The sequence below is a fragment of the Salmonella sp. SAL00672 genome (genome assembly GCF_046552175.1).
Classification (GTDB): Bacteria; Pseudomonadota; Gammaproteobacteria; order Enterobacterales; family Enterobacteriaceae; genus Salmonella; species Salmonella enterica.
Genome location: NZ_JBGDUQ010000008.1, coordinates 70,032 through 92,093, shown reverse-complemented (window position 1 = coordinate 92,093; position 22,062 = coordinate 70,032). Strand labels below are relative to the sequence as shown.

At 53.0% G+C, this 22,062-nt stretch carries 21 protein-coding genes; 8 read left to right on the top strand and 13 right to left on the bottom strand.

The annotated features are described in order from the left end of the window. Nucleotides 1-72: 72 nt before the first annotated feature. Nucleotides 73-1,011 carry a transcriptional regulator LrhA gene (lrhA, locus tag ACLJTG_RS18030; protein ID WP_000606288.1) on the bottom strand — a complete coding sequence of 313 codons (939 nt, stop codon included), beginning with the start codon at nt 1,009-1,011 and terminating at the stop codon, nt 73-75. Nucleotides 1,012-1,942: 931 nt separating this feature from the next. Here lrhA and alaA point away from each other — a divergent pair. Continuing rightward, nucleotides 1,943-3,157, top strand: a complete 1,215-nt coding sequence (gene alaA / locus ACLJTG_RS18025; RefSeq protein ID WP_000074540.1) for an alanine transaminase AlaA — start codon at nt 1,943-1,945, stop codon at nt 3,155-3,157. A 93-nt stretch (nt 3,158-3,250) separates the two neighbouring features. Next, entirely contained in the window at nt 3,251-3,850 is a 600-nt protein-coding gene (gene yfbR, locus ACLJTG_RS18020; RefSeq protein WP_000813882.1) for a 5'-deoxynucleotidase, read from the top strand. Between the two features lie 105 nt (nt 3,851-3,955). Here yfbR and ACLJTG_RS18015 read toward each other — a convergent pair whose 3' ends face one another. From ACLJTG_RS18015 to yfbV, 4 genes are all read right to left on the bottom strand, one after another. Further along, a complete protein-coding gene (locus ACLJTG_RS18015; RefSeq protein ID WP_079951366.1) occupies nt 3,956-5,782 on the bottom strand; it encodes an SLC13 family permease in 1,827 nt (608 codons plus the stop codon). Between the two features lie 76 nt (nt 5,783-5,858). Then, nucleotides 5,859-6,536 carry a sugar phosphatase gene (locus tag ACLJTG_RS18010; RefSeq protein ID WP_079951367.1) on the bottom strand — a complete coding sequence of 226 codons (678 nt, stop codon included), beginning with the start codon at nt 6,534-6,536 and terminating at the stop codon, nt 5,859-5,861. Further along, entirely contained in the window at nt 6,529-7,023 is a 495-nt protein-coding gene (locus ACLJTG_RS18005) for a YfbU family protein (RefSeq protein ID WP_000426135.1), read from the bottom strand. Before ACLJTG_RS18005 ends, ACLJTG_RS18010 begins: the two co-directional genes overlap by 8 nt. 82 nt (nt 7,024-7,105) lie before the next feature. Then, nucleotides 7,106-7,561: a terminus macrodomain insulation protein YfbV gene (gene yfbV, locus ACLJTG_RS18000; RefSeq protein ID WP_000106617.1), complete on the bottom strand. Its 456-nt coding sequence runs from the start codon at nt 7,559-7,561 to the stop codon at nt 7,106-7,108. 339 nt (nt 7,562-7,900) lie between these two features. Between yfbV and ackA the strand changes: the two genes are divergently transcribed. The 3 genes from ackA to yfcC all read left to right on the top strand — a co-directional run bounded on the left by ackA (nt 7,901) and on the right by yfcC (nt 13,062). Further along, nucleotides 7,901-9,103: an acetate kinase gene (gene ackA, locus ACLJTG_RS17995; RefSeq protein ID WP_000095689.1), complete on the top strand. Its 1,203-nt coding sequence runs from the start codon at nt 7,901-7,903 to the stop codon at nt 9,101-9,103. Nucleotides 9,104-9,179: 76 nt separating this feature from the next. Next, nucleotides 9,180-11,324 carry a phosphate acetyltransferase gene (gene pta / locus ACLJTG_RS17990; RefSeq protein WP_000086692.1) on the top strand — a complete coding sequence of 715 codons (2,145 nt, stop codon included), beginning with the start codon at nt 9,180-9,182 and terminating at the stop codon, nt 11,322-11,324. Between the two features lie 217 nt (nt 11,325-11,541). After that, nucleotides 11,542-13,062: a putative basic amino acid antiporter YfcC gene (gene yfcC, locus ACLJTG_RS17985; protein WP_000117932.1), complete on the top strand. Its 1,521-nt coding sequence runs from the start codon at nt 11,542-11,544 to the stop codon at nt 13,060-13,062. 48 nt (nt 13,063-13,110) lie between these two features. Here the strand turns inward: yfcC and ACLJTG_RS17980 are convergent, their stop codons facing one another. The 5 genes from ACLJTG_RS17980 to ACLJTG_RS17960 form a co-directional block, all read right to left on the bottom strand. Then, on the bottom strand, nt 13,111-14,064 hold the full coding sequence (locus ACLJTG_RS17980) for a transketolase family protein (protein WP_000593034.1): 954 nt from the start codon (nt 14,062-14,064) through the stop codon (nt 13,111-13,113). Further along, a complete protein-coding gene (locus tag ACLJTG_RS17975; protein ID WP_371062012.1) occupies nt 14,057-14,887 on the bottom strand; it encodes a transketolase in 831 nt (276 codons plus the stop codon). The genes ACLJTG_RS17980 and ACLJTG_RS17975 overlap by 8 nt, the downstream gene beginning before the upstream one ends. After that, on the bottom strand, nt 14,884-16,275 hold the full coding sequence (locus ACLJTG_RS17970; protein WP_410959043.1) for a PTS ascorbate transporter subunit IIC: 1,392 nt from the start codon (nt 16,273-16,275) through the stop codon (nt 14,884-14,886). Before ACLJTG_RS17970 ends, ACLJTG_RS17975 begins: the two co-directional genes overlap by 4 nt. 20 nt (nt 16,276-16,295) lie before the next feature. Then, nucleotides 16,296-16,568, bottom strand: a complete 273-nt coding sequence (locus ACLJTG_RS17965; protein ID WP_000699818.1) for a PTS sugar transporter subunit IIB — start codon at nt 16,566-16,568, stop codon at nt 16,296-16,298. Between the two features lie 80 nt (nt 16,569-16,648). Next, nucleotides 16,649-17,092 (bottom strand): PTS sugar transporter subunit IIA, encoded by a 444-nt coding sequence (locus ACLJTG_RS17960; RefSeq protein ID WP_410959041.1) that lies wholly within the window; start codon nt 17,090-17,092, stop codon nt 16,649-16,651. Nucleotides 17,093-17,344: 252 nt separating this feature from the next. On the opposite strand from ACLJTG_RS17960, the gene ACLJTG_RS17955 reads away from it, so the two are divergent. Then, a complete protein-coding gene (locus tag ACLJTG_RS17955; RefSeq protein ID WP_000026949.1) occupies nt 17,345-18,364 on the top strand; it encodes a LacI family DNA-binding transcriptional regulator in 1,020 nt (339 codons plus the stop codon). 5 nt (nt 18,365-18,369) lie between these two features. Here the strand turns inward: ACLJTG_RS17955 and yfcD are convergent, their stop codons facing one another. Genes yfcD through yfcF form a run of 3 tightly spaced genes read right to left on the bottom strand, consistent with a single transcriptional unit; the run spans nt 18,370 to nt 20,232 of the window. Then, complete coding sequence (gene yfcD, locus ACLJTG_RS17950; RefSeq protein ID WP_000230215.1) at nt 18,370-18,924, bottom strand: NUDIX hydrolase YfcD; 555 nt, start codon at nt 18,922-18,924, stop codon at nt 18,370-18,372. Between the two features lie 56 nt (nt 18,925-18,980). Next, nucleotides 18,981-19,532, bottom strand: coding sequence for a phosphodiesterase (yfcE, locus tag ACLJTG_RS17945; protein ID WP_000772458.1), 552 nt, complete (start codon nt 19,530-19,532; stop codon nt 18,981-18,983). A gap of 55 nt (nt 19,533-19,587) precedes the next feature. Further along, nucleotides 19,588-20,232 (bottom strand): glutathione transferase, encoded by a 645-nt coding sequence (gene yfcF, locus ACLJTG_RS17940; protein ID WP_000043012.1) that lies wholly within the window; start codon nt 20,230-20,232, stop codon nt 19,588-19,590. 142 nt (nt 20,233-20,374) lie between these two features. On the opposite strand from yfcF, the gene yfcG reads away from it, so the two are divergent. Together yfcG and ACLJTG_RS17930 are read left to right on the top strand one after the other, a co-directional pair. After that, entirely contained in the window at nt 20,375-21,022 is a 648-nt protein-coding gene (yfcG, locus tag ACLJTG_RS17935; RefSeq protein WP_000566560.1) for a GSH-dependent disulfide bond oxidoreductase, read from the top strand. A 125-nt stretch (nt 21,023-21,147) separates the two neighbouring features. Next, complete coding sequence (locus ACLJTG_RS17930; protein ID WP_001166274.1) at nt 21,148-22,041, top strand: TIGR01777 family oxidoreductase; 894 nt, start codon at nt 21,148-21,150, stop codon at nt 22,039-22,041. Nucleotides 22,042-22,062: the final 21 nt, after the last annotated feature.

Below are 22,062 nucleotides of genomic sequence, written 5' to 3'. Positions count from 1 at the left end.
GAGCCACTGAGCGTTTTTCCATCGCCAGCGGCTCTTTTTTACATTTACGACTTAGCGCCTTTTGCCTGCGAGCTACTCAAAACCCCCTTCCACCATCAGCGGATCATCTCCGCCCTCTGCAGAAAACTGGTTGTAATGCCATGGGTTTTGATAGCTTTCCATCGCATGGAAAATCACCATCGCCAGCTCGTTCTGGCTATTGGGATCGCGGCACAACAGATATTCCGTATCCGGCAAAGGCGGTAATCCGTCTGCGGCGCCCAGCACGCGAAGGTCGGGACTCATCATTTCGACAGGTCGAGCCGTTACGCCAAGACCGGCTTTAACGGCCGCGCGTACCGCCGGTAAAGTAGACGCCACATAGGCCAGCCGCCAGGGAATACCCGCTGCATTTAGCGTCTCCAGCACCATATCGCGGAATGGGCTGGGATCGTCCAGCAGGACCAATGGTACGGGCTCTCCCCTTTGCAAAACATACTCAGCCGCACAATACCAATGGGTGGGCGAGGTCCGCAAATTCAGACAGTCCAGCGAATGAGGTTGGTTAGTCGTCACCACCAAATCTACTTCCTGCGATTTAACCATGTCCACCATATAGGCGTTGCGTTTTACCCGTACATCAAGCGCGAGTTTCGGATAAACCGAGCTGATTCGGCTAAGCAAAAAAGGCAGGATAGTATCAGCTGATTCATCAGAAGCGCCGATTGTTAACACTCCCTGAAGATTACTGAACATTAATGATGAACACGCCTCATCATTAAAACGCAGGATTTTTCTGGCGTACCCCAGAAGCTGGATACCGTGTTCGGTCAAAAGCTTGTTACGACCATGGCGGGCGAACAATTCCTTTCCCACGAGTTGCTCAAGACGCTGCATTTGTTGACTGACCGCAGACTGAGTACGACATACCGCCGCCGCCGCCGCGGCGAAGGTGTTCAGATCGGCAACGGCCACGAACGTTCTCAGCAGATCGAGATCGAGGTTAATTATCGGACGATTTGCATTTATCATAATTTTTCACTTACTGGCGGGTCATATCGGGCTGACCTGGTTAATGCTGTGCATTCAGAAACAAGCAATTCCATTTGTAATGTGCATCCTTCGCAGTACCGCCTGGTTACCCAGGTAAATGTTAGAATGTAATTGAAAATACGACCAAAACACTTCTCTTACTTACTGATATAATACCAAATGCAACTGATCGGGATATATCAAAGAGAATGTGTCATACCTTTAGGCGTCTACAGATTTCTGCTAATGATGGACGTGTAAATCTTGTAACAGCGTCAAATAGTTTACCGAGACGCACAGATACAAAAACAATATATTGAACAATAGGTTATGTATAAAATCGCGTCATAATAATTAGCAGACAACGCAGACTACGCCCCCGTTTCGGATCATTATCTTAACCTAAAACCGCTATATTTATAAGTATTATTACGAATAATCTTAACCTGGGATATGTTATACTAATCGGACCAGAAAGATATTATTACGACTTTAGTAAATGCTTTTTAAATATTAAATAATAATTAATTAAGATTTCTACCATTCATTAATTATACTTAACAATACTTTCACACCCCCCGCCGCCGGAAAGGTCTAACCTTCTCATTTTACCTTTAATACTCAGTATTTCCGAAATAGCCGACGCGACACTAATGATGAATGCTTATCTCTCATAAAACAGATAATTTCTGACAACATAAAAAACCACATTACGCGCAATCACATAGAACAAAACACTATACATACAGACAAAAATAGAAAATACATCTAACCAAATGATTTTATGAAGTTTTAAACAGTACGAAAGCGCGTTAAAAATAAACAAAATCTTCTTCTGTTCACTCTTCAAAACTCACCGTCGTGGGAGTACATTGTTTCGTGCTGACTTCCACGGCAGGGAGTGGCAATAACAGCTAAAAGGTCAAGATTCATGTCCCCCATTGAAAAATCCAGCAAACTCGAAAATGTCTGTTATGACATTCGTGGCCCCGTTCTGAAAGAAGCGAAACGCCTTGAGGAAGAAGGTAATAAAGTTCTTAAACTGAATATCGGCAACCCCGCCCCCTTCGGATTCGAAGCGCCGGACGAAATTCTGGTCGATGTCATTCGTAATTTGCCGACGGCGCAAGGATATTGCGACTCGAAAGGGCTTTATTCCGCCCGTAAAGCGATTATGCAGCATTATCAGGCCCGTGGAATGCGCGATGTAACCGTGGAAGATATCTATATCGGTAACGGCGTTTCCGAGCTGATCGTTCAGGCGATGCAGGCGTTGCTTAACAGTGGCGATGAAATGCTGGTTCCCGCGCCCGATTATCCGTTATGGACAGCGGCGGTATCGCTCTCCAGCGGCAAGGCGGTACATTATCTTTGCGATGAATCTTCCGACTGGTTCCCGGACCTTGACGATATCCGCGCCAAAATCACCCCACGTACGCGTGGTATTGTCATTATTAATCCAAACAACCCTACTGGCGCCGTCTATTCTAAAGAATTGTTGATGGAAATTGTCAACATTGCGCGCGAGCATAATCTCATCATCTTCGCCGATGAAATTTATGACAAGATTCTCTATGACGATGCCGAGCATCACTCTATCGCCGCACTGGCGCCTGATCTGCTGACCATCACCTTTAATGGTTTGTCTAAAACCTATCGCGTCGCCGGCTTCCGCCAGGGCTGGATGGTGCTGAACGGGCCGAAAAAACATGCGAAAGGCTATATTGAAGGGCTGGAGATGTTAGCCTCAATGCGCCTGTGCGCCAACGTCCCGGCGCAACATGCTATTCAGACCGCGCTCGGCGGCTATCAAAGCATTAGCGAATTTATTCTGCCGGGCGGTCGACTGTATGAACAGCGTAACCGCGCCTGGGAGTTGATTAACGATATCCCCGGCGTTTCCTGCGTAAAACCGCGCGGCGCGTTGTACATGTTCCCCAGGATCGACGCTAAACGTTTTAATATTCACGACGACCAGAAGATGGTGCTGGACTTCCTGCTACAGGAAAAGGTGCTGCTGGTGCAAGGTACCGCCTTTAACTGGCCGTGGCCGGATCACTTCCGCATTGTGACGCTACCGCGTGAAGATGACCTGGAGATGGCCATCAACCGTTTTGGGCGTTTCCTCTCAGGTTACCATCAATAATCTTAAATTCAGGCTACTTCGGTAGCCTGAATTGCATCTTCATCACCCTCCCCGCACAATGAAGTCTGCCGCAGTGAAAACAAAAGGTAATCTATGAAGCAGAGCCATTTTTTCGCCCATCTCTCCCGCATGAAGTTGATTAACCGCTGGCCGCTGATGCGTAACGTGCGTACGGAAAACGTCTCCGAACATAGTCTGCAGGTGGCGATGGTCGCCCACGCGTTGGCGGCGATAAAAAACCGTAAATTTGGCGGCCAGCTCAATGCTGAACGCATCGCGCTTCTGGCGATGTATCATGATGCCTCGGAAGTACTGACCGGCGATCTGCCGACGCCGGTAAAATATTTTAATTCCCAGATAGCCCAGGAATATAAAGCGATCGAAAAAATCGCCCAGCAAAAGCTGGTTGATATGGCGCCGGATGAATTACGCGATATTTTCGCACCGCTTATTGATGAGAATGCCTGGAGCGAAGAAGAACAGGCAATCGTAAAACAGGCCGATGCGCTTTGCGCCTACCTGAAATGCCTGGAGGAGCTCTCAGCGGGAAACAATGAGTTTGGACTGGCAAAAACGCGGCTGGAAAAAACGCTGGAATTACGTCGCAGCCAGGAGATGGACTATTTTATGGCGGTGTTCGTACCAAGTTTCCATCTCTCTCTTGACGAGATAAGCCAGGATTCACCGCTTTAAACGGTTGTGCCGGATGGCGACGTCAACGTCTTATCCGGCCTGGACGTAGCGTGATACCCGTAGGCCTGATAAGCGTAGCGCCATCAGGCCTTTTCCAGCCTGGGGTTAAAACGGAAACAACATCGGAATCATCACAATACAAACCGCCATCACAATAAGCGTGAACGGCACGCCAAGCTTCACAAAATCGCTAAAGCTATAGTTTCCCGGCCCCAGAACCAGAGTATTCACCGGCGATGAAACCGGCGTCATAAAGGCGGCGGATGCCGCCATCGCCACCGCCATCGCAAACGGATAGGGCGACACCCCCATCGATTTCGCCGCCGCCAGCGCAATCGGCGCCATCAGCACCGCCGTTGCCGTGTTAGAAATGAACAGTCCTATGACGGCACACAGCACGAACAGGCATCCCAGCATCATATATGGCCCATAGCCGCCGCCGATATTCATTAACCCTTGCACGACCAGAGAGACGCCGCCGGTTTTTTGCAACGCCTGCGCAAACGGCATCATACCCACAATCAAGATAATGCTCGGCCAGTGGATCGCTTTATACGCGCTTTCAGCATCAATACAGCGAAATTTCCCCATCAGCAGGCAGGCGATAATCGCCGCGATCGGGTTGGGAATTTCATCGGTCAACATCAGCGCCACCATCAGTACCAGGCAGAAAATGGCGTGCGGCGCCTGGCTGTGCGCCGGCGAGGCTTCGCTGACCTCGACCGGCATATTCAGTACCACAAAGTCGCGGCCTTTTTGCCCCAGCAGGCTGATTAACTTCCAGTTCCCCACGACCAGAATGATATCGCCCATCAATAACGGTTCATCGGCCAGCGACCCTTCCAGCGCGACGCCGTCGCGTTTCAGGCCGACCACATTCAGCCCGTAACGTGTACGGAAGGCGATTTCACGCACCGACTTGCCTATCAGTTCAGACTCCGGAATAAGCGAAATTTCCGCCATGCCAACATCCAACGCCTGATCGGAAAAATATTCTCCACGCAATACCATCGGTTCCAGCAGTTGCTCGACGCAGAACTCTCTGAGGTCAACCTCCGCCGCCGACATATCAATCAGCAGAACGTCGCGAGCGCGAAACTCCGATACGCCGTTCACATTGACGATAACCCGCCGAAAGCGCCGCCAGCGTTCAACGCCGATGACATTGGCGCCGTAACGTTCGCGCAGTTTAAGGTCGTCCAGCCGCTGTCCCACCATCGGCGAACCGGGGCGAATCGCCAGACGCCGAGCGCGCCCCGTCAGACGGTACTCGCGGATAAGATCGCGGAAAGTGCGACGCTTACCGGCCTGTTGTCCGGGCGCATCGCCTTTTAGCATGAAGCGCATCACCAGCATATAAACAATGCCGAGCGCCAACACCACTATCCCCAGCGGCGTCACGCTAAAAAAGTTGAACCCGTGCAGGCCTTCACGCAGCAGTTCACTGTTAACCACCAGGTTCGGCGGCGTCGCCACCAGCGTCATCATTCCGCTGATAAGCCCGGCAAAACTCAGCGGCATCATCAGGCGCGAAGGCGAGGTCTGCATATGCATAGAAACGCTAAGAACAACGGGGATAAAGATCGCCACCACGCCGGTTGAACTCATGAAAGCGCCAAGTCCGGCGACGGTGATCATCAGTAAAACCAGCATTTTGATTTCACTGCTGCCCGCCATTTTAACCAGCCAGGTACCGACCACCGTCGCAACGCCGGTGCGCACGAGGCCGTCGCCAATAATAAATAAGGCGGCGATAAGAATGACATTCGGATCGCTAAAGCCGGAGAAGGCTTCCGGAAGGGTCAAGGTACCGCTAAGGACAAAAGCAACAATGACGAATAAAGCCACCGCATCCATACGTACTTTGCCCGTCGCAAACAACACGACGGCAATCGCCAGTAAAGAGAGAACCCAAATCAATTCACCGTTCACAACATATCCTTGTCAGATGAGAAGATAACGCGATTCTGCCATAAATATGCCCCGCCAAAGCGGGGCGATATCATGATCAGGTCTTTCTTAACACCACCACATCGCCGTTTGGTTGTTTAGCGACCGATAATTGCGTCAGGCTATCCAACGCAAAATCAACATCCGACAGACGCGGCGTGTCGGCCGGCGCATTGACCGCAATGACGTGGCAGCCCGCAGCCAGTCCGGACAGCACGCCAGCCGGGGCATCTTCTACTACGACGCACTCCTGAGGGGCCAGGCCAAGCAGTTGTGCGCCCAGCAAATACGCATCCGGCTCCGGTTTGCCGCGTTTGACTCGTTCGGCGGTGACAAACACCTCTGGCGCTGGAAGGCCCGCGACCTGATGGCGCGCACGCGCGACCGGCATTGAACCGGAGGTGACGATAGCCCACGGAATGCCCGCTTTATTCAGGTGATTGAGTAAATCGACTGCCCCCGGCAACGCGGTGATCCCTGCGGTTTCAGTGGCTTCTATTTGCTCCAGGCGCGTAAACTCAGCGGCAATTTCCGCCTCCGATTTACCCGCCATAAAATGCCGCAACGAGGTGATCGCCTGTTTGCCATGAATAAAGCCCAGCACCTCATCATGAGCAAGGTTAAAACGATCGGCCCAGCTACACCACGCGCGTTCGACGGCAGGTAATGAGTCAACCAACGTTCCATCCAGATCAAACAGAAAACCTTTACACTGCACGCGAGCCTCCTCAGGCATTAATGATTTGATTGATTTCATTCGCGCTCAGGTGGTACTGACGCGGGCAGGCATGCCAGACATTCAACATCCGCTGGTATTTTTCCCACATCGGCGTCTGGGCATTAAAGCCGTGCGTCCCGGCGTCAAAGTGAGTGTAGCGTCCTTCTATATTCACCATAAAACGGACATAGCCGAGGTAACGCGCTTCTGTCGCGGCGTCAAACCCCAGGAAGGTGACGCGACGTTCGTCGATGGCTTGCGTATCTTTGAGGTTGGTCCAGGAGACGTGCAGCGCATGGTACATCTCCATAATATCGATGATGGTACGACAGGTCTCTTCCGTCAGCTCGCCAAACTCGCGATCCAGCTCGCGCATCTGCAGGCCGTAGCCGCGTTCAATAATTGTTTGTAAGCGACGGTAACGCTCGGCGTTGGTGGGATCGAGCATCGTCATCATTTTGTACTGGTTAGACAAAATCAGACGTTGCGCGTTGGTCATTTCCATTTTGAACTCCTGTATCACGCTATGGCGATGAAAAAAAGAAGGCATTGGTATGCCTTCTTTTATATGCGTAATCCGGGGTCAATTACAAATCATCCAGGAAAGTTTTATCCAGTTGTTTGAAGGCGCGCTTAAGCGTGTCAGCTAATGCCTGGTAATCCGGCTTTCCTTCTACCGGCGCCAGCGCTTGTCCAGCCTCCTGCAATTTACCGCGAACTTCGTAAAACCAGTTAAGGATTGAAGGCGGCAACGGCGTCACGGAACGTTTCCCTAACCACCATAATCCCTGCATAGGCAAGCTCAGGGCGAACAGGGCGGTCGCCACGGCCGGACCTAACTGACCGCCCAGCGCTATCTGCCAGCATAATGTAAAGACGGCGACAGGCGGCATAAATCGTATGGCATAGCGCGTCATACGAATGACGCGGTTTTCGACGAAAACGGGCGCCAGCCGTTTTTCCATCGGCCACGTCTTCGCGTAGTGCTGCCCCCGGCGAAATAAGCTAAAAAAATTTACGGAGCGATTATCCGGTGTCGACATGGCCTACCTCAACTTCACATATAAAATTTAAAAAATTTGTGCAAAACAACAACTGCGAGGGACAACGTTCAAAACATTTTGTCTTCGATACCCACTATCAGGTATCCTGTGTCGGCCTGTCAAAGGCCGGTAGTTTAAAATCATTGAGTCGTCAATATTACACATAGTATGCCATTGGCTGAAAAATACGCAAAATGGCATAGACTCAAAGGTATTTCTTCCATCATGCCCAAAAAAACTCCTGCGCATGATGTTAATCATAAATGTCAGGGCTATCATGCGCTACGCTCTATGGCTCACTGACGTTTTTTTAGCCACGTATCATAAATAGGTACTTCCATGTCGAGTAAGTTAGTACTGGTTCTGAACTGCGGTAGTTCTTCACTGAAATTTGCAATTATTGATGCAGTTAATGGTGATGAATACCTTTCTGGTTTAGCCGAATGTTTCCATCTGCCAGAAGCACGCATCAAATGGAAAATGGACGGCAGTAAACAAGAAGCGGCTTTAGGTGCAGGCGCCGCTCACAGTGAAGCGCTGAACTTTATCGTTAACACTATTCTGGCACAAAAACCAGAACTGTCTGCGCAGTTAACTGCAATTGGTCACCGTATCGTACACGGCGGCGAGAAGTATACCAGCTCCGTAGTCATTGATGAGTCCGTCATTCAGGGCATCAAAGATTCCGCCTCTTTCGCACCGCTGCATAACCCGGCTCACCTGATTGGTATCGCCGAAGCGCTGAAATCTTTCCCGCAGCTGAAAGATAAAAACGTCGCCGTGTTCGACACCGCGTTCCATCAGACCATGCCGGAAGAATCTTACCTGTATGCCCTGCCGTACAGCCTGTATAAAGAACACGGCGTTCGTCGCTATGGCGCACACGGCACCAGCCACTTCTATGTAACTCAGGAAGCGGCAAAAATGCTGAACAAGCCGGTAGAAGAACTGAACATTATCACCTGCCACCTGGGCAACGGCGGTTCTGTTTCCGCTATCCGTAACGGTAAATGCGTGGATACCTCTATGGGTCTGACCCCGCTGGAAGGCCTGGTCATGGGTACCCGTTCCGGCGATATCGACCCTGCGATTATCTTCCACCTGCACGACACTCTGGGCATGAGCGTGGATCAGATCAACAAAATGCTGACCAAAGAGTCCGGTCTGCTGGGTCTGACTGAAGTGACCAGCGACTGCCGTTATGTTGAAGACAACTACGCCACCAAAGAAGACGCAAAACGTGCGATGGACGTTTACTGCCACCGCCTGGCGAAATACATCGGTTCTTACACCGCTCTGATGGACGGTCGTCTGGATGCAGTCGTGTTCACCGGCGGTATCGGTGAAAACGCCGCGATGGTTCGCGAACTGTCTCTGGGCAAACTGGGCGTACTGGGCTTTGAAGTCGACCACGAACGTAACCTGGCGGCCCGCTTCGGCAAATCTGGTTTCATCAACAAAGAAGGTACCCGTCCGGCGGTGGTGATCCCAACCAACGAAGAACTGGTTATCGCGCAGGACGCGAGCCGTCTGACTGCCTGATTTCACACCGCCAGCCTCGCTGGCGGTGCTGTTTTGTAACCCGTCCCCAAAAGACGGTAACGAAAGAGGATAAACCGTGTCCCGTATTATTATGCTGATCCCTACCGGAACCAGCGTCGGTCTGACCAGCGTCAGCCTCGGCGTCATCCGTGCTATGGAACGCAAAGGCGTTCGTCTGAGCGTCTTTAAGCCTATCGCCCAGCCTCGCGCTGGCGGCGATGCGCCTGACCAGACCACCACTATCGTTCGCGCGAACTCTACCCTGCCGGCGGCTGAACCGCTGAAGATGAGCCACGTTGAATCTCTGCTCTCCAGCAACCAGAAAGACGTGCTGATGGAAGAGATCATCGCGAACTACCATGCGAATACCAAAGACGCGGAAGTGGTGCTGGTTGAAGGTCTGGTTCCGACCCGTAAACATCAGTTCGCTCAGTCTCTGAACTATGAAATCGCGAAAACGCTGAATGCGGAAATCGTTTTTGTCATGTCTCAGGGTACCGACACGCCAGAACAGCTGAACGAACGTATCGAACTGACGCGCAGCAGCTTCGGCGGCGCGAAAAACACCAACATCACCGGCGTTATCATCAACAAACTGAATGCGCCGGTTGATGAACAAGGCCGTACTCGCCCGGATCTGTCGGAGATCTTTGACGACTCTTCCAAAGCGCAGGTGATCAAAATCGATCCTGCTAAACTGCAGGAATCCAGCCCGCTGCCGGTTCTGGGCGCGGTGCCGTGGAGCTTCGACCTGATTGCGACCCGCGCTATCGATATGGCGCGTCACCTGAACGCCACCATCATTAACGAAGGCGATATCAAAACCCGCCGCGTTAAATCCGTCACGTTCTGCGCGCGTAGTATTCCGCATATGCTGGAACATTTCCGCGCAGGCTCGTTGTTAGTGACCTCCGCTGACCGTCCGGACGTACTGGTCGCAGCTTGCCTGGCCGCGATGAACGGCGTAGAAATCGGCGCCCTGTTGCTGACCGGCGGCTATGAAATGGACGCGCGCATTTCTAAACTGTGCGAACGCGCATTCGCCACCGGTCTGCCGGTCTTTATGGTGAACACCAACACCTGGCAGACTTCGCTGAGCCTGCAAAGCTTCAATCTGGAAGTCCCGGTTGATGACCATGAGCGCATCGAGAAAGTTCAGGAATACGTCGCGAACTACGTTAACGCTGAGTGGATCGAGTCGCTGACCGCCACTTCCGAGCGTAGCCGTCGTCTCTCTCCGCCGGCGTTCCGCTACCAACTGACCGAGCTGGCGCGTAAAGCCGGTAAACGCGTAGTGCTGCCGGAAGGCGACGAACCGCGTACCGTCAAAGCGGCGGCAATCTGCGCTGAACGCGGCATCGCCACTTGCGTACTGCTGGGCAACCCGGATGAAATCAACCGCGTCGCGGCATCTCAGGGCGTTGAGCTGGGCGCAGGTATTGAAATCGTCGATCCGGAAGTGGTGCGTGAAAGCTATGTCGCTCGCCTGGTTGAGCTGCGTAAGAGCAAAGGCATGACCGAACCGGTTGCCCGCGAGCAGCTGGAAGACAACGTGGTGCTCGGCACGCTGATGCTGGAGCAAGACGAAGTCGACGGCCTGGTTTCCGGCGCGGTTCATACCACCGCCAACACCATCCGTCCGCCGCTGCAGCTTATTAAAACGGCGCCGGGTAGCTCCCTGGTCTCTTCTGTGTTCTTTATGCTACTGCCGGAACAGGTTTACGTTTACGGCGACTGCGCAATCAACCCAGACCCGACTGCAGAGCAGCTGGCAGAAATCGCGATTCAGTCTGCGGATTCCGCCATTGCCTTCGGCATCGAACCTCGTGTGGCAATGCTCTCCTACTCCACCGGCACCTCTGGCGCGGGCAGCGACGTAGAGAAAGTACGTGAAGCGACGCGTCTGGCGCAGGAAAAACGTCCTGACCTGATGATCGACGGTCCGTTGCAGTACGACGCCGCGGTCATGGCTGACGTAGCGAAATCCAAAGCGCCGAACTCGCCGGTTGCGGGTCGCGCTACCGTGTTCATTTTCCCGGATCTGAACACCGGTAACACCACCTACAAAGCGGTACAGCGTTCTGCCGACCTGATCTCCATCGGGCCGATGCTGCAGGGTATGCGCAAGCCGGTGAACGACCTGTCCCGTGGCGCACTGGTTGACGATATCGTCTATACCATCGCCCTGACGGCGATCCAGGCTTCCCAACAGCAGCAGTAACAGTAAAAGCTAATGCCGGATGGCGGCGTGAACGCCTTGTCCGGCCTACAGGTGAGATACCGTTGTAGGCCGGATAAGACGCGTTAGCATCGCCATCCGGCATTCTGCTATTTACCCTGCAAAGCGGAATTTTTTGCTTAACTGCGCTGCATCAATGAATAACTATTCCCTTCTTCTCATACTTAGCCTCTTTGCTTTGCAACAGGGATAGTCTGTCATGTCTGTCGTTACAGAATCAAAAACAGCCAGAAAATGGGCAATGCCCGATACGCTGGTCATCATCTTTTTTGTCGCCATTTTAACCAGTATCGCCACCTGGGTCGTCCCCGTTGGGATGTTTGATAGCCAGGAAGTGCAGTATCAGGTCGATGGTCAGACAAAAACCCGCAAAGTCGTCGATCCGCACTCTTTTCGCATTGTGACCAATGAGGCCGGGGAAGCGCAGTATCATCGCGTGCAATTTTTCACTACCGGCGATGAAAGACCAGGGCTGATGAATTTTCCGTTTGAAGGGTTAACATCCGGATCGAAATTCGGCACTGCCGTCGGCATCATTATGTTTATGTTGGTGATTGGCGGCGCATTCGGCATCGTGATGCGTACCGGCACCGTGGATAACGGCATTCTGGCGCTTATTCGCCACACGCGGGGCAACGAAGTCCTGTTTATTCCGGTGCTATTTGTCCTCTTTTCGTTAGGGGGCGCCGTATTTGGCATGGGCGAAGAGGCGGTCGCCTTTGCAATTATCATAGCCCCGCTGATGGTCAGGCTGGGCTATGACAGCATTACCACCGTCCTGGTGACCTATATCGCCACCCAAATTGGCTTTGCCAGTTCGTGGATGAACCCGTTTTGCGTAGTCGTCGCCCAGGGGATTGCCGGCGTGCCGGTACTTTCCGGCTCCGGGCTGCGTATTGTGGTCTGGATTGTCGCCACGCTGATTGGGCTGGTTTTTACGCTGGTCTACGCCTCACGCGTGAAAAAGAATCCGCTGCTTTCCCGCGTCCACGAATCCGATCGCTATTTCCGCGAACAGCAGGATGAAGTCGTCCAGCGCCCTTTCACCTTCGGCGACTGGCTGGTACTGCTGGTTCTGACCGGCGTAATGATTTGGGTCGTCTGGGGCGTGATTGTCCACGCCTGGTTTATTCCGGAGATCGCCAGCCAGTTTTTCACCATGGGCGTGGTGATCGGCCTCATCGGCGTTATCTTCCGCCTCAACGGTATGACGGTCAACGTGATGGCGTCCTCATTCACCGAAGGGGCGAGGATGATGATCGCGCCCGCCTTGCTGGTGGGTTTTGCCAAAGGCATTCTGCTGCTGGTCGGCAACGGCGAAGCCGGGGAACCCAGCGTGCTCAATACGTTGCTTAACAGTATCGCGCATGGCATCAGCGGGCTTAATAATGCTATCGCCGCCTGGTTTATGCTGCTCTTCCAGGCGGTATTTAATTTCTTTGTCACGTCCGGTTCGGGCCAGGCGGCGTTAACCATGCCATTACTGGCGCCGCTCGGCGATCTGGTCGGCGTTAACCGTCAGGTGACTGTTCTGGCCTTCCAGTTTGGCGATGGCTTCAGCCATATTATCTATCCGACATCGGCCTCGCTGATGGCCACGCTGGGCGTGTGCCGGGTCGATTTTCGCAACTGGCTGAAAGTGGGGGCGTCGCTGCTGGGACTACTGTTTATTATGTCCAGCGTGGTCGTCATTGGCGCGCAGATGATGGGATATCATTGATCCAAAATGCCGGATGAGCATCAGCGCCATCCGGCAATATCTCCATGATTAAAGCAGTGATTTCGCGGCTTCTACAATCGCTGCGGCGGTGAGTCCGTACTCTTGTTGTAAGAAATCCTGCGTTCCTACCTGCCCATAACGCTCTTTGACGCCAACACGGCGCATCGGCACCGGGCAGTTTTCCACCAGCACTTCCGCCACCGCTGACCCCAGTCCATTATGGATGCTGTGGTTTTCACACGTGACGATACGCCGCGTTTTTTCCGCGTAGTTTTTCACCAACATGCGATCGATAGGCTTTAAGGTGAACATATCAATGACCGCGGCGCTCACGCCTTCCTGCTCCAGTTGGCGCGCCGCCTCCAGCGCCTCCGCCACCATAATGCCGTTGGCGATAAGCGTAATATCATCGCCCTCGCGCAGTACGTTGCCCTTGCCAATGGTAAAGGTAGAGCCTGGCGCATAGATACTCGTCGCCTGCTTACGGATGGTACGCAGCCAGTAAAAACCGTCCAGGTCCATTAGCTGGCGTAAAATATCCGCGAACATCACCGCATCCGTCACCTCCAGTACTACGGAGTGCGCCAGCCCGCGAACAATCCCCATATCTTCAAAAGACATATGGGTGCCGCCGTTATGGCACGCCGTCACTCCGGCATCGGAGGCGATCACTTTGACGTTGTTACGCTGATAATCCAGCGCCATGAAGAGCTGATCAAAACAGCGACGGCTGGCAAAAGCGGTAAAAGTATGCACAAACGGTTTACGACCGGTCAGCGCCAGCCCCGCCGCAGTGCCAATCACATTCGCCTCCATAATACCGCAGTTAATGACATGCTGCGGGTAGTCACGCGCCACGCTGTCCATCGCCATTGAGCTCATTAAATCAGCCTCAAGCGCAATAATTGGGCTTCCGGCCTCAATCTGCCCGGCGACAAAACCGGCGTAAACTTTGCGCATTTCGATATCGTCTTTAAGCCCTGCGGGCGCAAGCTTAATCATGCATGACCTCCAGTTGATGAATGGCCTCATTGAGCGTCTGCTTCATGCCATCCGTCAGGCGTAAGTGGTGAGAATTCGTTAACTGCTCCAGGCATGGCACCCCCTGCCCTTTAATGCTGTCAAGGATCACTACCCGTGGCCGGGCATCGGCGGGCAGCACAGGCTGAACCACCGCCAGTAGTCCGGAGATATCATCGCCTTTGACGGTGACGACATCGAAACCAAACGCGCGGAATTTCCCTTCCAGATCGAACGGATTGATAATCTCCTCCAGCTCGCCGTCAAGCTGCTGTTTGTTCCAGTCAATGAAAACGGTCAGATTATTCAGGCGGTGGTGGGCAATAAACTGAAACGCCTCCCAGCACTGCCCTTCATTGAGCTCGCCATCGCCGACAATACAAAATACCCGGTTGGGTCGCCGCGCCAGTTTATGCGACAACGCCATACCGCCCGCAATAGAGATGCCCTGTCCCAGTGAGCCGGTCGTGGCGTCCACGCCACGCGTTTTTAGCCGATCCGGATGGCTGGGCAGACGGGTGCCGTTCTGGTTAAGCGTATTCAGCTCTTCGCGCGGGAAATAGCCTTTAATCGCCAGGGTACTGTACAACGCGGGGCCCGCATGGCCTTTCGACAGCACGAAGTAATCGCGCTCCGGCCAGTCCGGGTCGGCAGGGTCGATTTTCATCACCACGCCGTACAGAACCGCCAGAGTTTCCACTACCGACATGCTGCCGCCATAGTGACCAAAGCCAAGATGGTTTAAGGATTTGAGCGTGGCGACGCGAATGTCGCGCGCCAGTTGGGTGATTTCGGTTACGTTCATTCTTTCGCTCCGCTATTTTCCTGCACTTCGGCAGTCGCTTTTTTGTTTTTGGCCAACACGTTGTACGCCACCAGTAGCGCGAATAGCGCCACCACCAGCCCCGTGATAGCCATCGGCGACAGATAACGCGCCAGGTTACCCAGCAAAATACCGATTACGCCAAAGTCAGCATCCGAGAACGTGGTATTGGCGAAGCCGATCGCGCCGAGAACCGGCAGTAACAGCACTGGCAGGAAAGTGATTAATAGACCATTAGCAAATGCGCCGATCATCGCCCCGCGGCGACCGCCGGTGGCATTGCCAAAGACGCCTGCGGTCGCGCCGGTAAAGAAGTGCGGCACAACGCCTGGCAGGATTAACACAAGCTTCATCTGTCCAAGCAGGAACAGCCCCACCAGCCCGCCGAGAAAACTGAACAGGAAGCCAATCAGTACTGCGTTAGGGGCATAGGGATACACCACCGGGCAGTCCAGCGCCGGACGCGCGTTTGGCACCAGTTTTTCTGAAAAGCCGGTAAAGGCCGGAACAATTTCAGCCAGAATCAGACGGACGCCTTGCAGAATGATGAACACGCCGGCGGCGAAGGTGATTGCCATGATGATGGCGTACACCAGATAGTTTTGCCCGCCGCTAAACGTCGCTTCGACATACTCACGCCCAGCGCTGACTGCCATGATCAGATAGATAATCATCATGGTCAGCGAAATCGAGATAGAACTGTCGCGTAAAAAACTGAGGTTTTTCGGCAGGTTCATCTCTTCCGTGGAGCGGGAGCCTTTACCACACAGGCTGCCAATCCAGCCGGAAAGCACATATCCCAGGGTACCGAAGTGACCAAACGCAATGTCATCGGTACCGGTAATCCGCCTCATATAACGTTGGGCCAACGCCGGGAAGAAGGCCATCACCAGCCCCAGGATTAGCGATCCGGTGAAGACCAGCCCTACGCCCTCAAACCCCGCCACGGTCAGGATTACGCCAATCATATAGGCCATGTAAAAGGTGTGATGCCCGGTCAAAAAGATATATTTAAGACGCGTAAAGCGCGCCACGACAATATTGGCCACCATACCAAATGCCATAATTAACGCCGTGGACGCGCCATATTTTTCCAGCGCGATTGAGACTATCGCTTCATTATTAGGAATAATGCCCTGAATATTAAAAGCGTGTTCAAACATACCCCCTAGCGGATTTAATGAACCCACCAGTACGGTTGCGCCGCCGCCAAGCACAATAAAACCTAAAATGGTTTTAATCGTGCCTTTTACCACATCGGAAAACGCTTTTTTCTGCGCCACCAGACCAATCAGCGCAATTAACCCTACAAGCACCGAGGGCACTTTTAAAATATCAACAACAAAATTCAGCGTTTCAAGGATAAACATATCCACCTCGCCAGCAATAATTATTGTTTAGCGAACCATGCGCGCAGCTGCGTTTCCAGTTCGTTGATGTCGATGATGTTATTGATCACCACCAGTTGGCTTTCCGGTACGCTGGCGCTGGCCGCGATATCTTTGGCCATTACAAAAAGATCGGCGGCCCCGGGTGTGGCCGATGAGAGATCGGAGTGTTCCACCTCGGCGTCAATATTGAGTTTCTTTAATACTTTTTTAATGTTCATTTCTACCATAAAACTACTACCCAGGCCGGAACCGCAAATTGCCATGATTTTCATTATTGTCACCTTTTAAAAGTAGAGTTGGTCTGCATCACGCACGGGCGTAATGTTATTTACCGCAAGAAAATGGAATAAAATCAGAAACGGTCAATAATCGTTTTAATGTCCTCCAGGTTTTTTGCCTGATGTAATTTTTCCATATCTACATCACTGGAAAATAATTCCGCCAGCGCCGATATCATTTCGATATGACTGTGCTTATCAGGCGCCGCCAGCATAATAATGATGTCAACCGGATCAAATTCGTCTGCGCCAAATGAAACGCCGCGCTGTAGTTTCAGTAACGATAAACCTAACCCTTTCGCCCCCTCTTCCGGCCTCGCATGCGGCATCGCTAACCCTGGCGCTAATACATAATACGGTCCAAGCTTTTGGTGCTGCTGAACAATCGCCGTAAGGTATTCCGGTGCGATAACATCTGCGTCCAGCAGGGGTTTGCCGCAAATTTCCAGCGCCTGCGGCCACGTTTCCACGCTCTCCTGTAGCGTGATGGTTGCGTCAGATAACCAGGTTCCCAGCATGTTATTCGCCCCCACGGTGTATGAAATTATGAACAAACTTTATTCAAGCCATTCGATATTAGCTGCGATCGTTATCACAAAGATAGCGCTACCAGCGACTATTACTCAGAATTGTGATAGCGCTATCAAATTAAAATCATGGTGTGAAATCACAGCAAAAAAGCGGATTTAAGGCGTATACTGCCAGTCATGCGAAGCAAAGAACGACAATAAAAAAGCATCTCAACATGTTGTAATGACGCAGGAATTTGTATGTCGATACCCCGTAAACGGCGCAGTACCGGTAAAGTGACTATCGCCGATGTAGCCCAACTTGCCGGTGTAGGCACGATGACCGTATCACGAGCCTTACGCACGCCGGAACAGGTCTCTGATAAACTCCGGGAGAAAATCGAAGCGGCAGTGCATGAGCTGGGCTATATGCCCAATCTCGCCGCCAGCGCGCTGGCGTCTGCCTCCTCGCACACCATCGCGATGGTCGTACCGAACCTTGCGGAAGCGGGGTGTTCTGAAATGTTCGCCGGGCTGCAACAAATTTTACAGCCCGCAGGCTACCAGATAATGCTGGCGGAATCGCAGCATCGCGTGGAACAAGAGGAGAAGCTGCTCGAAACGCTGCTGGCCTCCAACATTGCCGCGGCGATTCTGCTTAGCGTCGAACATAGCACTACTGTGCGCCAGTGGCTGAAAAATGCCTCTATCCCGGTGATGGAGATGGGCGCGATTCGCAGCGATCCTATTGATATGAATATCGGTATTGATAACGTTGCGGCAATGTATGAGCTGACGGAAATGCTGATTCAGCGCGGTTATCAGAATATCGGGCTGCTATGCGCCAATCAGGAGCAGTGGATTTTTCAGCAACATCTGCACGGCTGGTACAAAGCGATGCTTCGCCACCATATGTCGCCAAACCGGGTGATTAATGCCGCCTTGCCGCCCAATTTTTCTACCGGCGCGTCGCAACTGCCGGAGTTTTTACTGGCGTGGCCGGAGCTGGACGCGCTGGTATGCGTATCGGATGAGCTGGCCTGCGGCGCGTTATACGAGTGCCAACGACGGCGGATCAAAGTTCCGGACGATTTAGCGGTGGTCGGGTTTGGCGATAGCGATGTCAGCCGGGTCTGCCAGCCGCCGTTAACCACCATGGCCGTACCGCACCGTAAGATTGGCAGTGAAGCCGGACGGGCGCTGTTGGAAAGGTTAAATCAGGGAAACTGGAGCGATCGGAAATCCATCGCCTCCAGTTTATGTATGCGGGAAAGCTGCTAAAACGCTTATTCCGTCTCTTCCGGTTTCTCCTGGAGCGCGGCTTCGTTTTTGGCGTTGCGGGTCATCCACAGCGCCAGCGCTTTGAGCGAATCTGGCGTAAACTCATCACAGCGCGCGGTGATCTCCTCCGGAGTCAGCCAACACACTTCGCTGACTTCATCTTCCTGAAGCGCGAAAGGCCCGTGGGAAACGCAGCTAAACAGCGCGCCCCAAACCCGGCAATGTTGGTCTTCAAAGTAAAACAGACCGTGTTCGGCAAACGGCACGCCTGCAATACCCAACTCTTCTTCCGCTTCGCGGCGGGCAGATTCCAGTAGCTGCTCATCAGCCTGGACCACGCCGCCTGCGGTAGCATCTAACATACCGGGCAAAAAATCTTTTGTTTCGGTACGACGCTGCACCAGAATTTTACCCATACCATCATGAACGACGATATACGTCGCACGATGCCGTAAGCGTTGCGCACGCATCTGTTCCCGGCTGGACTGTGCAATGACTTCATTGTCTTCATTCACAATATCCACCCATTCCGTACTTGCCAAACGACGCTGTTCCACCATCAGGAAACCTTCTTATTTCTGGCGCTCTTACGGCGCATTTACGTTTGTGAGGTAAATTACGAGTTAATTGCAACCTGCGCAATGATACTTTGATCATTGAGTGCGATTACGCTCAACACATTATCATCCAGAATACCGTAGCTTGCCGCATACCCGCCTTTCGGGATGCTCACTGACCCAGGATTAAAGTGATACAGTCCTTCCTGCTGTTGCGCCACCGGCAGATGCGTATGACCATAGACCAACACATCGCCAGTATGCAGAGCGGGCAGATTCGTCGGCCCGAAGAGGTGCCCATGCGTTAAAAATAGCCGCCTCTCTTGCGTCAATATTTGCTGCCACGGCGCAGTTATCGGGAAATGCAGCAGCATCTGATCCACTTCGCTATCGCAGTTGCCGCGCACGGCAATGATTTGCGTCGCCACCGCGTTCAGGCGTTCGGCGACCTGGGCGGGCGCATAGCCTTCAGGCAGCGCATTTCGCGGCCCGTGGTTAAGGACATCGCCTAATATCACCAGCCAACGCGCGCCGCTTTGCGCGAACCGCTCAAGCACGCGTTCCGTGGCGGGTAAAGAACCATGAATGTCCGATGCGAACATCAGTTTCATCGCTCACTCCTCGTTGTGAAAAACGGCGTTATGATACTGGAATATGAATAGATTTTCAGCCTGAACGCTTCGAGGAAAGCGCAATAAAACGCTGTACGGAAGCACGCTGCCACTGGAATGTCGCATATGCCGCCAGCGATGTCGGCACGTCATCGCCATGCAGCGCCAGACGATTGATCATCAATGCCAGATCGGTATCGGCAATGCACCATTCACCAAATAAATTTTGCGTCCCCTGCCCCAATAGCGCTTCAGCCGTCGCAAACAGTTTTGCCGCGCTGGCTTTTCCAGCCTCGCTTAACGGCGCTTTTTTCGCCCCGGCAAACACCACGTCGGTAGGCCGTTCTTCGCGAAGCGGCAGTAAATCGCTGCGTAGCCACGCCTGAATCTGTCGCGCGCGGGCGCGTTTTTGTAAATCGTGCGGGTAGATACGCTCCCACTGCGGCGGCGCGAAACGCTCCTCCAGGTATTCCGCAATAGCGGACGACTCGCTCAGCTCAAAATTGTCGGCCTCAAGCACCGGTACGCGCTGCGTCAGCGCATATCCTCGCCAGCCAGGTTGCAGATGTTCTCCCTGGTCCAGATCGCGAGTTTTCAGAGTAAAGGAAAGCCCTTTTTCTTGTAATGCCACCCAGGCGGACAAGACGTAGGGAGAGAAAAAGTTCGCATCCGACCACAGCACAATAACAGGCTTACTCATAATGTCCTCTTGAGGGCGTATTAAGTTTCTTCCCAAAATATAGCGTCTTTCGCCTGCTGTCACCTGATGAAAACTCACACACATCAGGAGGCTTTCTATACTTAATTCAGCCCAGACTCTTTACGCACATGCAGGAGCCAAAATGATTGACCTTTACTACGCCCCCACGCCCAACGGGCATAAAATAACGCTGTTTCTGGAAGAGGCGGAGCTGGCGTATCGTTTGCTAAAAGTAGATATCAGCAAGGGCAATCAGTTTCGCCCTGATTTTTTGGCTATCTCTCCCAATAATAAAATTCCTGCCATCGTCGATCACGCCCCGGCAGACGGCGGTCAACCGCTTAGTCTTTTTGAATCCGGCGAAATTCTTCTCTACCTGGCGGAAAAAAGCGGCAAACTGCTTAGCGGGGAGCTGCGTGAACGCCATACCACGCTGCAATGGCTGTTCTGGCAGGTCGGCGGGTTAGGGCCGATGCTGGGCCAGAATCACCACTTTAACCATTTTGCGCCGCAGGCCATCCCCTATGCGATTGAACGCTATCAGGTTGAAACGCAACGCTTATACAACGTCCTGAATAAACGCCTGGAAACCTCCCCGTGGCTGGGCGGCGACCACTACAGTATTGCGGATATCGCCAGTTGGCCGTGGGTTAACGCACATCAGCGTCAGCGAATCGATCTTGATAGCTACCCGGCGGTGTATAACTGGTTTGAACGCATTCGCACGCGTCCTGCGACAGCGCGCGCACTGTTACAAGCGCAACTGCACTGTAACAGTGCGAAAGCATAACGCGGTAGCATACATCATGTATGATGTAGAGGTGTATACACGGAAAAAACCTGCGTCCGGCACCCTTATTCGTATTAAAAACCTGACATTAGGGAAGAGGAAATCCTCCCTACTCTGGAGGTCATATGCAGATTCTGATTACCGGCGGTACGGGCCTGATAGGGCGTCATCTCATTCCCCGGCTGTTAACACTGGGGCATCAGGTGACGGTCGTTACGCGCAATCCCGATAACGCGCGTCAGATTCTCGATTCCAGAGTGACATTATGGAAAGGGCTGGCGGAACGTGAGCACCTCAATGAGATTGATGCCATCATCAATCTGGCGGGCGAACCGATTGCCGACAAGCGCTGGACGTCGCAACAAAAAGAACGGTTGTGCCAAAGCCGCTGGGCTATCACGCAAAAGTTGGTGGATTTAATTCATGCCAGCGCAACGCCGCCCTCGGTGTTGATATCCGGCTCCGCCACGGGCTATTACGGCGATCTGGGCGACGTTGTCGTCACTGAAGATGAGCCGCCGCACAACGAATTTACGCATAAACTTTGCGCCCGCTGGGAACAGATTGCCTGTCGTGCGCAGAGCGACCAGACCCGCGTCTGCCTGCTGCGTACCGGCGTTGTCCTGGCGCCGCAAGGCGGGATTCTGGGGAAAATGGTTCCGCCGTTTCGCCTCGGGCTCGGCGGTCCGGTGGGTAATGGTCGGCAATATCTGGCCTGGATTCACATCGACGATATGGTCAACGGCATCCTGTGGCTGCTGGATAACGATCTTCGCGGTCCCTTCAATATGGTCTCGCCGTATCCCGTCCATAATGAGCATTTTGCTCATGCGCTGGGTCGCGCGCTGCGCCGCCCGGCGATTATTCGCATTCCGGCGACGGCAATTCGCTTATTGATGGGAGAGTCGTCAGTGCTGGTATTGGGCGGACAGCGGGCGCTGCCAAAACGGCTTGAAGCCGCCGGATTCGCATTTCGCTGGTATGATTTAGAAGAGGCGCTGGCGGATGTGATTCGCTAGTTCCTAAAGCGCCGTATCCTG

Coding starts and splice junctions, on each gene's coding strand:
- ACLJTG_RS17975 (WP_371062012.1), bottom strand. CDS start 14,887: ATGAACGTAACCGAAATCACCCAACTGGCGCGCGACATTCGCGTCGCC.
- yfcG (WP_000566560.1), top strand. CDS start 20,375: ATGATTGACCTTTACTACGCCCCCACGCCCAACGGGCATAAAATAACG.
- yfcD (WP_000230215.1), bottom strand. CDS start 18,924: ATGGTGGAACAGCGTCGTTTGGCAAGTACGGAATGGGTGGATATTGTG.
- ACLJTG_RS17980 (WP_000593034.1), bottom strand. CDS start 14,064: ATGATTAAGCTTGCGCCCGCAGGGCTTAAAGACGATATCGAAATGCGC.
- yfbV (WP_000106617.1), bottom strand. CDS start 7,561: ATGTCGACACCGGATAATCGCTCCGTAAATTTTTTTAGCTTATTTCGC.
- ACLJTG_RS18010 (WP_079951367.1), bottom strand. CDS start 6,536: ATGCCTGAGGAGGCTCGCGTGCAGTGTAAAGGTTTTCTGTTTGATCTG.
- ACLJTG_RS17960 (WP_410959041.1), bottom strand. CDS start 17,092: ATGCTGGGAACCTGGTTATCTGACGCAACCATCACGCTACAGGAGAGC.
- lrhA (WP_000606288.1), bottom strand. CDS start 1,011: ATGATAAATGCAAATCGTCCGATAATTAACCTCGATCTCGATCTGCTG.
- ACLJTG_RS17965 (WP_000699818.1), bottom strand. CDS start 16,568: ATGAAAATCATGGCAATTTGCGGTTCCGGCCTGGGTAGTAGTTTTATG.
- ACLJTG_RS18005 (WP_000426135.1), bottom strand. CDS start 7,023: ATGGAAATGACCAACGCGCAACGTCTGATTTTGTCTAACCAGTACAAA.
- yfcF (WP_000043012.1), bottom strand. CDS start 20,232: ATGAGTAAGCCTGTTATTGTGCTGTGGTCGGATGCGAACTTTTTCTCT.
- yfcE (WP_000772458.1), bottom strand. CDS start 19,532: ATGAAACTGATGTTCGCATCGGACATTCATGGTTCTTTACCCGCCACG.
- yfcC (WP_000117932.1), top strand. CDS start 11,542: ATGTCTGTCGTTACAGAATCAAAAACAGCCAGAAAATGGGCAATGCCC.
- ACLJTG_RS17930 (WP_001166274.1), top strand. CDS start 21,148: ATGCAGATTCTGATTACCGGCGGTACGGGCCTGATAGGGCGTCATCTC.
- ACLJTG_RS17955 (WP_000026949.1), top strand. CDS start 17,345: ATGTCGATACCCCGTAAACGGCGCAGTACCGGTAAAGTGACTATCGCC.
- alaA (WP_000074540.1), top strand. CDS start 1,943: ATGTCCCCCATTGAAAAATCCAGCAAACTCGAAAATGTCTGTTATGAC.
- yfbR (WP_000813882.1), top strand. CDS start 3,251: ATGAAGCAGAGCCATTTTTTCGCCCATCTCTCCCGCATGAAGTTGATT.
- ackA (WP_000095689.1), top strand. CDS start 7,901: ATGTCGAGTAAGTTAGTACTGGTTCTGAACTGCGGTAGTTCTTCACTG.
- ACLJTG_RS17970 (WP_410959043.1), bottom strand. CDS start 16,275: ATGTTTATCCTTGAAACGCTGAATTTTGTTGTTGATATTTTAAAAGTG.